Below are 12,591 nucleotides of genomic sequence, written 5' to 3'. Positions count from 1 at the left end.
GATCAGCCCCGGGTCAGCTTCTTGTAGGTGGCGCGGTGCGGACGGGCCGCGTCCGGGCCGAGCCGCTCGATCTTGTTCTTCTCGTACGACTCGAAGTTGCCCTCGAACCAGAACCACTTGGACTCACCCTCGTAGGCGAGGATGTGCGTGGCCACGCGGTCGAGGAACCAGCGGTCGTGGGAGACGACGACGGCGCAGCCGGGGAACTCCAGCAGCGCGTTCTCCAGGCTGGAGAGCGTCTCGACGTCGAGGTCGTTGGTGGGCTCGTCGAGGAGCAGCAGGTTGCCGCCCTGCTTCAGGGTCAGCGCCAGGTTGAGGCGGTTGCGCTCACCACCGGACAGGACGCCGGCCGGCTTCTGCTGGTCCGGGCCCTTGAAGCCGAAGGCGGAGACGTACGCCCGCGACGGCATCTCGACCTGGCCGACGTTGATGTAGTCGAGCCCGTCGGACACGACCTCCCACAGCGTCTTCTTCGGGTCGATGTTGGCGCGGCTCTGGTCGACGTAGGAGATCTTGACGGTCTCGCCGACCTTGATGTCACCGGAGTCCGCGGTCTCCAGGCCCTGGATCATCTTGAACAGCGTGGTCTTGCCGGCGCCGTTGGGGCCGATGACGCCGACGATGCCGTTGCGCGGCAGCGTGAAGGACAGCCCGTCGACGAGGATCTTCTCGCCGAAGCCCTTGTGCAGGTCGTTGACCTCGACGACGACGTTGCCCAGGCGCGGGCCCGGCGGGATCTGGATCTCCTCGAAGTCCAGCTTCCGCATCTTGTCCGCCTCGGCGGCCATCTCCTCGTAGCGGGCGAGACGGGCCTTGGACTTGGCCTGGCGTCCCTTGGCGTTGGAGCGGACCCACTCCAGCTCTTCCTTGAGGCGCTTCTGCCGCTTGGCGTCCTTCTGGCCCTCGACCTTGAGGCGGGTGGCCTTGGTCTCCAGGTACGTGGAGTAGTTGCCCTCGTACGGGTAGGCGCGACCGCGGTCCAGCTCGAGGATCCACTCGGCCACGTTGTCCAGGAAGTACCGGTCGTGGGTGATGGCCACGACGGTGCCCGGGTACTTGGCGAGGTGCTGCTCCAGCCAGTTCACGGACTCGGCGTCGAGGTGGTTGGTGGGCTCGTCGAGCAGGAGCAGGTCGGGCTGCTCCAGCAGCAGCTTGCAGAGCGCGACGCGGCGCTTCTCACCACCGGAGAGGTTGGTGACGGGCCAGTCGCCGGGCGGGCAGCCCAGGGCGTCCATGGCCTGCTCCAGCTGGGCGTCGAGGTCCCAGGCGTTGGCGTGGTCCAGGTCCTCCTGGAGCTTGCCCATCTCGTCCATCAGGGCGTCGGTGTACTCGGTCGCCATCTGCTCGGCGATCTCGTTGAACCGGTCGAGCTTGCCCTTGATCTCGGCGACACCCTCCTCGACGTTCTCGAGGACCGTCTTCTCCTCGTTCAGCGGGGGCTCCTGGAGGAGGATGCCGACGCTGTAGCCGGGAGAGAGGAACGCGTCACCGTTGGACGGCTGCTGCAGTCCCGCCATGATCTGCAGGACGGTCGACTTACCGGCGCCGTTCGGCCCGACGACACCGATCTTCGCTCCGGGCAGGAAGCTCAGGGTGACGTCGTCGAGGATCACCTTGTCGCCGTGCGCTTTGCGCGCCTTGCGCATGGTGTAGATGTACTCAGCCAAGAGAAACCGTCCGGCAGCTTGAAATCTGGCAGTGGGCAGATACAGCCCATCTTGCCTGACCGCCAGGCCTGGACGGAAACCCGTCGACTCCGGGCGCTCTGACCTGCGGTTTCCTTGGACGGTTCAGGGACGGTCAGCCGTCGGGTGCCCCCGTGTCGCGGGCTCGCGCCGCGGGGTTCGACCCACAGTCAGTGATGCGTCACCCTCCGGGCATCGGCCTCGGACATGGCTCGGGGCCCGGCTTCCGGCCGGTGCGGGCCCTGCAGGAGATCGCCGGTGCGCCGACGAGCAGGAGTGCGGCACGCAGGCGGCATCTGCCAGTGGCGCGCTGAGCCGACAGCCGTGCGCTGTCGCTGGAATCACCCCCTCAGTGCTGCCGCGCGTCCCAGTTGGCCTGGTGCGTCACGGAGCAGTACCCGAACCGGTACTGCTTCTTCTTTTCGCAGGCACCACCGGAGAACGGGCAGTGTTCCGCTTCCTGCGCCGCTCGGGCCTCGGGTGCTTCCGAGTCGTGCGGGTACGGGTACACCTCCACGATCGGCAAGACCCGGCCCCGCTGCCGCGCGACAGCCGTGTCAGAGACGGTCCCCGTCGCCCGGCTGCTCCCGCTTGCGCAGCAGGACCAGGACCGCGCCGCCGACCACCACCAGGCCGATGGCCGTGCCCGCGATCAACGGGGTGATGGCCGAGCCTCCCGTCGCGGCGAGGTCGGTGCCGTCCGTGCCGCCGCTCATCGGGGCGGGGCTGGGCTCGCCGAGGGTCTGGGTGGTGGTCTGCGTCGTGATCGTGCCCTGCGTCTTGCAGTCGAGGAGGCCGGTGAAGCGGCGGCTGAATCCGTTCGGGCCGGTGACCGTGAGGTCGTAGGCCTGGTCCTCCTGGAGCGGGACGGTCACCGTGCGCGTGGCGCCCGCGGGGACGGTGTGCTCGGCGCCCATCAGCTGGAAGGTGAAGGGTCTGTCGCCGGTGTTGGCCGCGATGACGTCCACCGCACCCTTGGCGCAGTTCTCGCGGGCCGACACCGCCGGTATGGCGCCCTTGGCCGTCCAGGTGGCGCTCGCGGCCGCGGAGACCGTGGACTCGCTGGACCCGGCCAGGATCTGGGTCTGGCTGCGGCTCTCGGAGGCGAAGGCGCGGCCCACGGGGACGGTGGTGGAAGCCTGCACGGTCAGCTGGGCCGAACCGTCCGCCACGTCCTCGGGGATGTCGAAGTACAGCCGGCTGCCGTCCTTCGCGGAGGTGATCACCTTGCCGGCCCTGTCGATGATCCGCACCCCGCTGGTGGCCGCGTCCGCCGGCGGTACCACGGTCACGCCGCTCGCGTTGGTGTGCACGGTCACCGGTCCGAGCAGGTCCCCCGGACGGCCGGACACCACGGGCGGGTCCAGGGTCAGCGACGGCTGCGGCTCGCCCGTGCCGCGGGCGTTCTTCTCCAGGTAGTCGGCGAGCTTCTCCGCCCTGGGGTCCACCGCGTCGACCTTCGCGCCGTCCGAGTAGCGCCAGATGGCCACCTGGGTGCCGGCCGCCGCGTCCTGCTCGGTGAGGGCGCTCACCCCCGCCTTGCGGGCGAGCGCGGCGAGGTCGTTGACCTGGGGGTAGGAGTGCTGCAGGATCCAGCGGATCCGGCCCGCGTCCTTGTTGGCACCCAGCGAGGTGCTGTTCCAGGAGGTCTCCTGGTATCTGGCGTCGCGCTGGGTGGGGTTGTGGAGGTCCACGCAGTACGTCTGCAGGGTGCCGCCACCGTCCACGGACATCTCGAACAGGCCCGCGGCCACCCGCTGATCGCCGCCCGCCTCGTGGATCACGGCCTCGCCGTAGGTCTTCAGGCCGTTGATCGTGGCCGTCGCGCCGCCCTGGGTCTGCGGTTCCCCGGCGGCCACGGCCGCGTGGGCACCGGACAGCACACCGGCTGCCGCCAGGCCGGACACCAGCGTGACGGCGGCCACGCGGGCCGCTCCGGCGGACCGGGAGGACCCGGAGAACGCAGCAGCAAGCACAGAATTCCCTTTCGAGCAGGACCTGTTGGACGTGAGGGGCGGTCCCACCAGCAGAAAGTGACGGCCTCTCGGGCCACGCCCGGCATCCTATGGATCATGCGGACCGCCCCTGCCCGGACAGATCACCGGACGGCCGATCCGATCCGCAATCGTTATCGCCGCGACCGCAGGTGAGCTGCGCTTATCGACAAATCCACCGGATGGTTCGGGGCCTTCGGAGCGCATTCGTCGATAAGCCGCAGATCGGCCGGAATGGAAATGACGTCATGTCACTGCCGCTACCGGCAGGCGGCGTTGGGACACGGACGGATCCGGTGGTTGCGCCACGGGTGTCTCCCAGCTCGGCTCCGGACCGGCCGTCGGCTGCGCCGGAGTCGGCACTGCCGGCTGTGCCGTCTCCGGCCTCGCCGTACGGCGGAAGGCCGCCGTGCCACGCGACAGGTCGTGGCCGATCGCCACCGCGTCGATGTCGGCCGACGCCCACTGCTGCTGCCCCTCGCGCACCTCCGTGCGCACCTTCAGCCTGCCCTGGACGACGAGGGGCTGCCCCACCTCCACCGACGTGGCCACGTTGGCCGCGAGCTGCCGTTTGGCCCACACCGTGAAGAAGTTGGTGTGCCCGTCCGTCCAGACACCCTTCTCCCGGTCCCAGTAGCGCGCGGTCACCGCCAGCCGGAACCTCACGGTCGGCCCCGTAGCCGGTTCCCAGTACACCGGCGGCGTCGCCACGTTCCCCACCACACAGACCACTGTCTCGTTCATGCTGCGCACCCCTCCCTCGCCCGGCCCCTTCCGGCCGTGCGGACATGCGTACGGGCCCGTCCCGTACGGCGGCGTCTGCCGTGCGGCGTGATCGCCGTGGCTTCAGACTGCCTCCGCCGGGCCGGGCCCGTCGTGCGCTGTGGACCACTCCCCGCCTGTGGAAAACTCCGTCACCCGCACGAGTGAGCCGGGTCCGGCCGGAGAGAGGCCTCACCCCACCCCGGCCCAGCGCGGCACCTCACCCCACTCCAGCCGGGGCGGCACCTCACCCCACTCCAGCCGGGGCGGCACCTCAGCCCACTCCGGCCCGCGCCACCTTCACGTACTGCTCCCGCACCTCCTGGTACCGCAGCAGCTCCGCCGCCACAGGGTCGAGCACCCGCGCCCGGCCGCAGCTCGCCGCGGCCTCCCGCAACCGGCGTTCCGCGTCCAGGCCGTACCGCCGCGCCGGTCCCCGGGCCGCCATCCGGCAGCCCCACTCCACCAGCGGACCGCCGAGGATCCCGCACACCATCAGCAGCACCGGCACGCCCAGGTTGGGCGCCATGACGCCGGCGATCTGCCCCACCAGCCACAGACCGCCCACGACCTGCAGCAGGGTCATGGCCGCCTGCGCCAGCACCGCCACCGGCCACCAGCCCGGCCGCGGCGGCCTGCCCGGCGCCAGCCCGGCCCGCGTCGCCAGCTCGTCCAGCGCCTCGGACAGCCCCTGGGAGCCGCGTACGGCCGCCTCGCGCACCGCCTGCGCCCAGGGTGCGGGCAGCCCGGCCGAGGCCCGGTCGGACACGGTACGGACCGCCTGTTCCACGCGCTGACGCGCCGTGATCTCCTCATCGGCCGGCGTGCGCAGCGGGAGGCGTCCGGTCCCGGTGTCCCCACGGCCCTGGTACCAGCGCCACAGCCGCAGCCAGGGGGTGCCGCAGGCGCGGTTGGCGTTGCGCAGCCAGGCACGTTCGGCCGCCTCGCCCGCCGCGGTGGCCCCCACCGCGTCCGCGAGCCGCGCCGAGAACTCCTCCCGGGCGTCCTCGCCCAGGCCGATGCGCCGCCCGTTGGCGTACACGGGCCGCAGCCCGGCCGCAGCGGCGTCCACATCGGCCGCCACACGGCGGGCCGCAGCCCCGCGCTCGGCCAGGAACTGGCCGAGCAGCTCGCGCAGTTCCCCGATCCCTTCGCCGGTCAGCGCCGACAGCGCGAGCACGGTCGCGCCCGGCTCGCCGTACTCGCCGAGTGCGATGCCGTCCTCGTCCAGCAGCCGGCGCAGATCGTCCAGGACCTGGTCGGCGGCCTCCCCGGGCAGCCGGTCGATCTGGTTGAGGACGACGAACATGACCTCCGCGTGGCCGGCCAGGGGCCGCAGGTAGCGCTCGTGGAGCACCGCGTCGGCGTACTTCTCCGGGTCGACCACCCAGATGACCGCGTCGACCAGCTTCAGGACCCGGTCGACCTGCTCGCGGTGCGCCACGGCGGCGGAGTCGTGGTCGGGCAGGTCCACCAGGACCAGCCCCTGCAACTGCGCCTCGGCCTCCGGGCTCTGCAGCGGACGGCGGCGCAGCCGGCCCGGGATGCCGAGCCGGTCGATGAGGCCGGCCGCGCCGTCGCTCCAGCTGCAGGCGATGGGGGCCGCGGTGGTGGGACGCCGTACCCCGGTCTCAGAGATCGGCACTCCGGCGAGGGCGTTGAACAGCTGCGACTTGCCGCTGCCGGTCGCGCCCGCGATGGCGACGACGGTGTGCTGGCCGGAGAGCTTGCGGCGGGCCGCCGCCTCGTCCAGGACCCGGCCCGCCTCGGCGAGGGTGCGGCTGTCCAGGCGGGTGCGGGAGAGCCCGACGAGTTCGCGCAGTGCGTCGAGCCGGGCGCGCAGCGGACCGTCGTACGCCAGAGGGGCGGGGTTCTGGCTGCGTGGGCCGCGGTCCGGGGCGTCCGGCGCGGCGGCACGCTCGGCGGCGAGGGCGGAGGCGTTCTCCGTGACCCGCCGCGCGATGAGGCCGTCGTCCCAGACGTCCACGGACTCCGGGTCGGCGTCGGCCCTCTTCAAGGTCTCCTTCAGGGGCTCCTTCAGGGGCTCCTTGAGGCGCTCCTTGAGGGGCTCCTTCGGGGACTCGTTCACGTTCTCCTTCATGACGGCCTTCATGGCCGCCTTCATGGCTTCCTCCACGCGCGCCTGCTGGTCACCGTCCGGCTGGCCGTCAGGCACATGCGCGTGCGGGGTGCTCGTGGCACCGGCCGGGCCCCCGGCCGAACCGTCGGCGGAGGAACCGACGGCCTCGCCGCCGCTCAGGCCCTCGGAGCGCTCGTCCGCGGACGGCTGCTCGGACCGGCCCTCCTCCTCGGCGCCGCTGTGCACGGCCCTCCGGCCTGCTTCCCCCACGCCCTCGGCGCGCTCGCCGCGCTCCACGCGCCCGGTGTGACCGAGTAGTTCGTCGTGCGGTTGGCGCTCCAGGCGATCCCGGTGATCCCGGTGATCGTGATCAGAGCGACTTGAGTGACTCGAGTGACTTGAGTGAGCGAGGTGACTCAAGTCGCCTTTGTGATCGACGCGTTCCAGGCGGTCGATGCGGTCTGTGTGGTCCGTGTGATCCTGCCCAGTGACGGCGGTCACCGGTCACCTCTCCTTCTGCAGTACGGACAGCGCGGCGATGAGTTCGGCCTGGGGCTCGGCATGGACCTCGAGGGCGTCGAGCGGTGCGAGGCGCCGCTCGCGTTCGGCGTGCAGCACGCGGTCCACGTGCTCGGTGAGCAGGCGCCCGGCCCTCTCACCCAGCCGCAGCGCACCGTGGGCGCCGATCCGCTCGGCGAGCCTTTCACCGGCCGCGCGAGCCCGGCGCCCGCCCAGCAGCGCGGTGGCGACCAAGGCGGCGACGGCCTCCGGGTCGGGCGCGGCACCGCGGTCGAGTTCCCGGACCTCCTCCTCGGCGTACTCCTCCAACTCGCGCCGCCAGCGCCGTACCGAGAGGCCGATGCGGTCCTCGGCGCTCTCCAGGGACGGGTCCCGGTCCGCAAGGCCCGGGGCGCCCGCGGCGGGCTCGCGCCGCCAGGCCTCGTCCACGCGCTCGTCGGCGGCGGTGACGGCGCACAGCAGCAGGGCAGCGAGGCTCTCCGCGAGGGCGTCGAGCAGTTCGCCGGAGCTGCAGTCCAGCGGGAAGGCCCGCCAGCGCTTGAGGGCGTCCCCGGCGAGTACGGCACCGGACTGCAGCCGCCCCCGCACGCGCGTGTGCTCGCTGTCGTAGGCGCTGTCGACGGCGGAGGTGAGCCGCAGGGCCGCCGCATACTGGGCGGCGGCGGCACTGGCCAGCTCGGGCATGCGTGAATTGAGGGAGTCGAGGACGCCGTACGCGGTGCGGGCGAGGACGTGCTGGCGGGCGCCGGGATCCTGGGCGTGCTGGACGAGCCAGTTCCACAGGGGCGCCACGGCGGTCGCGGGCAGCAGTCCGCCGCCCCAGGCCGACTCGGGCAGCTCGGGCACGGTGAACCGGGGTACGTGGCCGAGTCCGGCCTTGGTGAGCAGTGCTCCGTACTGCCGTGAGACCTCGGAGACGACCTGGTGGGGCACCCGGTCGAGGACGGTGACGAGGGTCGCGTCGTACTCCTTGGCGGTGCGCAGCAGATGCCAGGGCACGGCGTCGGCGTAGCGGGCGGCCGTGGTGACCATGACCCAGACGTCGGCGGCGCAGATCAGCTCGGCGGCGAGGACGCGGTTCTCGGCGACCAGGGAGTCGACGTCGGGGGCGTCGAGGAGGGCGAGGCCGCGCGGGAGGCTGTCGGCGGTCTCGATGCGCAGAACGCGCGTGGGGTCCTCGTCGGGGAGCAGCAGATCCTCCGCCGGGTCCTGCTGGGGCACCCATACGCGCGTGAGGCCGGGCAGCACCCGCATGCCGCTGAACCAGTGATGATCCTCCGGATGGCAGACGAGCACCGGGGTGCGGGTGGTCGGCCGCAGCACGCCCGCCTCGCTGACCCGGCGTCCGACGAGGGAGTTGACGAGCGTCGACTTGCCGGCTCCGGTGGAACCGCCGATGACGACCAGCAGCGGCGCCTCGGGGTCCCTCAACCGGGGTACGAGGTAGTCGTCGAGCTGCGCGAGGAGTTCGTCGCGGTTGGCACGCGCGCGTGGGGCCCCCGCGAGGGGCAGCGGAAACCGTGCGGCGGCGACACGGTCGCGCAGCGCGGAGAGTGTGTCGAGCAGCTGAGGCCGAACGTCCAAGGTCACCACATGCGAAGAATGCCCAATTTTAGGGGAATTCTGAAGCATATAGACATGTCTGCGCGCCGACAGAACAGAACGGACAGACGGGACGACTGGGGCACGGGCGCGGCTCAGGCATAACGAGTGCACAACACCCGGTGCGTCGGACGCCAAAAGCGGTGCACGATTCGTACCTGCCTGCGATTATCGGGACCGCTTCACCGAACCTCCACATCGAGCCACGGAGGCGAAGCGACAGGGTCAAGGAACGGGGAGCTTTATCCTTGGTCCCGCACCAGGCCCCCGTAGCTCAGCGGATAGAGCAGGCGCCTTCTAAGCGCTTGGCCGCAGGTTCGAGTCCTGCCGGGGGCGCACGTCTCCGCCCTCCCTCCTGGGAGGGCTTTTTGCTGGTCAGCGTGGGTGACGGTCGACATGCATGAGCCCCGGCGCCCCCTTGGTGATCAAGGGCGGGATCCAGGCCGGTACGGCTGTCACCGGGTCTTCGCGGGTGATCGTGTCGCATGCGTGTCGACGTTCCCGACCGGAGGAAGATCAGCCAGTGCCCGGCACCTCCGCCTTCGGGAGGTCACCCGCGGCGTCGAGCCGCCGTTCGAGATCCGGTAGCCGCCCGTCGACGCAGGCGGGCCGGCAGACGTCGCTCGAGCAGCCGATCACGTGACTGATCGCCCCCTGCGTGTCGTGCACGGAGTGCGTGTCGCCGGACGACGCTCCGGCGCGCCGGTGTCATCCGCCACGGGTCCACACCGGCGATCCGCAAGGCCGTCTCCGTCACTCGCCGGGCACGGGCGGCCATCCCGGGCGATCCCGTCGATGCCCGGTCGAAAGTGCTGGACGCCGCCGTTCGAACCACTTCGTGGTCGCGTCGGCGAACGCCCAGCCGACACACAGGGCAACGTTCCCGCGAGGTCAGCGCGCTCTCGCACGGGCGATGTCCCGAACTGGTGCCGCGGTCGGGCTTCTTGGCTAAGCTTCCTCCGGAGCTGCGCTCAGCTCGGCACTGCTGCCGGGTCTCGTGCTGCCCCTCTCCGCAGCCGTCATCTGCAAGGTCCTGGCATCGAAGTTGAACAACGACGACCAGACCATGGAGACGAACGACGAGGAGAACCGTATGGCTGATGAACCGAAGTCGAGCAGAATGAAGCAGTGGGCCAGTGCCCTTTGTGACGTACTGGGAGACCTTGCAGTCGGCTTCGCGGGCGGGGCAGTGTCGAGCTGAGCGCAGCTCCTTCGCCGTACAGGGACGAGGCCGGGTTCCTCGGCCGTGATGTCCCACCCGACGGCGTCCGGTGCGGCCGGCCGCTTCCCCGGCAGGGTCAGCCCCGCGCCGGGCCCAGGTCCGGCCCGCGTTCCCCCGGCCTCCGGCAACCGCTCTCATCGGCCGTGGCTCCCGCCCCGCGGACGTCGCCACGCACCACGGCCTCGGGGCGGGAATCCACCGGCGGAAGCCGCCACCGGTCCTGCGCGGGCGCGCCGCGCACCACCCGTCAGCGCTCGCGGTACGCCACCTGCTCCGCCAGCTTGCTCAGACGCTGCTGCCAGTCGCCCGCCAGCGGCACCCCTTCGAGTGCCGTACGGGCCATCGCGACGAGCCGGTCGATGCAGTCCTCGACGTCCTGGCGTACGCCGGAGGCGAGCAGCGCGTCACGCAGCGCGGTCGGGTCCCAGTCGCGGTTGCGGCCTTCCTCGACCAGTCGGGCCACCCGGGGGTCCTTGGCCGCCCCGAGGGCGAGCAGCAGGGTCATCTTGTGCTCGCTGACATCCAGACCGACCGGCTTGCCGGTCGCCGCCGGGTCGCCGAAGGCGTCGAGCAGGTCGTCGCGCAACTGGAACGCCTCGCCGGCCGTGATGCCGTACTCCTCGAACGGCGCCTGCAGTTCCGGACGCCCGGCGATGGCGGCACCGAGTGCGAGAGGCCGGTGGACGGTGTAGCGGCCGGACTTGCAGACGGCGACCCAGCGGGCGAGATCCGGGTCCGGCGACAGCTCGGCGGCCAGGCGGATGTCCAGCTGCTGGCCGATGATGACCTCGGTGACCAGCTCCGTCCAGACCTCCATGGCCGGGCCGCGCAGATCCCTGGTGAGCTGGTGGGCGTAGCCGAGCGCGAGGTCGCCGGTCAGGATGGCGACGCCCTCGCCGTACCGGCGGTGCTCACCGACCCAGCCGCTTCGCGTATGGAGGTCGGCGTGTCTGACGTGCACGGTCGGCGCCCCGCGCCGGGCGGACGAGTTGTCCATGACGTCGTCGTGGACGAGGGCGAAGACCTGGAGCAGCTCCAGTCCGGCGGATGCGGCGACGACCGTGTCCTCGTCGGCCGTGCCACCGCCGGCTGCCAGGTAGCCGCTGATGCAGAACGTGGGGCGCAGCAGCTTGCCGCCCGCCGCGACCAGTTCCGCGATCGCCTCGACCGGCGCGGCCGCCCGCGCGTCGACCGCTCCCCACCGTGAGCACTCGGCGCTCAGCAGGTCCTCGATGCACGCCTGGGTCCGGGCGAGCAGCCGGTCACAGGCATCGCCGGGATCGCCGTCGGTGAATCGGTCGCGAGCCGGCGGTCCGGCCGCCGGCCGCAGCTTGACCACGGCGTTCTGGACGGTGGGGGCGTCCTTTTGGGCGTCGGTGAACCCAAGGGCCGCGAGCCGCTCCACAACCTCCTGGACCGTCATCTGGGGCACATCGGCGTCGGCCTTCAGCTCCACGGTGCGGACCCCGGCCAGCCACTCGGGATCCAGCTGGTCCGGGTGCGGCAGCAGCCGCGTCAGGGCTCCGCCGGCCTGCACGGCCTCGGACAGGCGGGCCGGGTCACTCGAGGCGGCCGAACCGACGACGAGGATCAGCGCCTGTTCGTCCTGCACGCTCTCCTTGCGTACGGACACCTGGGCACCGTGGGCCGCGGGCGCGCGCTCCACGGTGTCGAGGGACCTGGCCCCGGCGCGTTGGCCGTGTGGCTCGGCGAGCAGGACTCGGCATGGGACAGGCGACATGTTTCCCTCTCAGGTTCGATCAGTGCCCCGGCGGTCTTCCGATCACGGACGGAGGCTTGGCCTGATATGGCCCACATTGGATGCTGCGATCAACTAGAAATCGCGGTGAATCTCCCCAAGAAATCCCTATTGGGTTTGATTCTTTCGCCGAAATGCACCAAGTTGCGACAACTATTATCAGCCAAGTCGCTTGCCCGGCGCTGATGGACGAATTGGCGTCGACTTGGCGACGAGTCGGACACCGGTCCCAAAGGGCGCAATCGCGCCTCGGTGGGGGCACCGGACGCCGTTTGCTCCCTCCGGAACGGAACTGAGGTTCTCAGCCGAGGCCGGCCGTCGTCCGGCCTCGGTTCGACGATGGTCCCCGACCGGCTGGGGGTCCACGCGGCGCGCCCGCTTCCGAACTGACGGCAACAGCAGCTCGGATGAGACGCAGGCGACCCGCTGGTCACCGCGGCCCGTCCCGCGTGACTGATCGCACGGGCAAGAGCGGAGTGATCCGCGTGCGTAACGGACATGGCCGCACCACTACCGCGGTTCTGTAGGCCGATCACGCAAGAGGTTCGGGCTCGACGGGACCACGGGTGGTCCGGAGGACTTCCAGAGGACTTCCAGGGGAACGCCGGGCGGGCCTCGTCGGCCGGACGGCGGCGACCGGCGGCCCCGGTCCGCCCCGCACGGGACCGGCGTGATCCGGCGCACGAACGACCGCTCACCGCAGGTGCCCCAGAAGGGGCGGTGTCCGAGCCGGCGGCCTCGCACGGCCCGTCCGATGCGCGCATACGGCTGGGAGTTTCCGGCCCGGCCCTCTGTCCCGGTCCGGACGGGAGGCGGGCACACGGCGGTGTTGCGGGCCCGTCAGCGGCATATGGCCGAAGAGCTGGGCATCGGTCCGAGCCCGGCTCTTCGCGTCTGGCGAGTGGGAACCCGTGCCAGGCCCGGCCCTGCGCTGATGGAGCCTGCTGGAACCGCCTGGGCGGCTCCAG

7 protein-coding genes and 1 tRNA gene are annotated in these 12,591 nt (G+C 71.4%); 1 reads left to right on the top strand and 7 read right to left on the bottom strand.

All coding sequences use genetic code 11. The annotated features are described in order from the left end of the window. Positions 1–2 precede the first annotated feature (2 nt). The 6 genes from ettA to K7G59_RS09205 all read right to left on the bottom strand — a co-directional run bounded on the left by ettA (position 3) and on the right by K7G59_RS09205 (position 8,633). Positions 3–1,667: an energy-dependent translational throttle protein EttA gene (gene ettA, locus K7G59_RS09235; RefSeq protein ID WP_225832061.1), complete on the bottom strand. Its 1,665-nt coding sequence runs from the start codon at positions 1,665–1,667 to the stop codon at positions 3–5. A gap of 367 nt (positions 1,668–2,034) precedes the next feature. Beyond that, positions 2,035–2,211, bottom strand: coding sequence for a hypothetical protein (locus tag K7G59_RS09230; RefSeq protein ID WP_225832059.1), 177 nt, complete (start codon positions 2,209–2,211; stop codon positions 2,035–2,037). 31 nt (positions 2,212–2,242) lie between these two features. Continuing rightward, on the bottom strand, positions 2,243–3,610 hold the full coding sequence (locus K7G59_RS09225) for a Cys-Gln thioester bond-forming surface protein (RefSeq protein ID WP_225832057.1): 1,368 nt from the start codon (positions 3,608–3,610) through the stop codon (positions 2,243–2,245). 315 nt (positions 3,611–3,925) lie between these two features. Next, positions 3,926–4,423, bottom strand: coding sequence for a single-stranded DNA-binding protein (locus K7G59_RS09220; RefSeq protein WP_225832055.1), 498 nt, complete (start codon positions 4,421–4,423; stop codon positions 3,926–3,928). A gap of 292 nt (positions 4,424–4,715) precedes the next feature. After that, positions 4,716–6,818: a GTPase gene (locus tag K7G59_RS09210; protein WP_374114204.1), complete on the bottom strand. Its 2,103-nt coding sequence runs from the start codon at positions 6,816–6,818 to the stop codon at positions 4,716–4,718. Positions 6,819–7,025: 207 nt separating this feature from the next. Further along, a complete protein-coding gene (locus tag K7G59_RS09205; protein ID WP_225832050.1) occupies positions 7,026–8,633 on the bottom strand; it encodes a dynamin family protein in 1,608 nt (535 codons plus the stop codon). Between the two features lie 272 nt (positions 8,634–8,905). Between K7G59_RS09205 and K7G59_RS09200 the strand changes: the two genes are divergently transcribed. After that, positions 8,906–8,978, top strand: a tRNA-Arg gene (locus tag K7G59_RS09200). Positions 8,979–10,111: 1,133 nt separating this feature from the next. Here the strand turns inward: K7G59_RS09200 and K7G59_RS09195 are convergent. After that, positions 10,112–11,497 (bottom strand): polyprenyl synthetase family protein, encoded by a 1,386-nt coding sequence (locus tag K7G59_RS09195; protein ID WP_225832048.1) that lies wholly within the window; start codon positions 11,495–11,497, stop codon positions 10,112–10,114. Positions 11,498–12,591 lie beyond the last annotated feature (1,094 nt).

Origin of the sequence: Streptomyces sp. NK08204 (genome assembly GCF_020400585.1) — a bacterium.
Classification (GTDB): domain Bacteria; phylum Actinomycetota; class Actinomycetes; order Streptomycetales; family Streptomycetaceae; genus Streptomyces.
The sequence above is the reverse complement of the archived record's forward strand: the minus strand, read 5'-3'. Positions and strand labels throughout refer to the sequence as shown.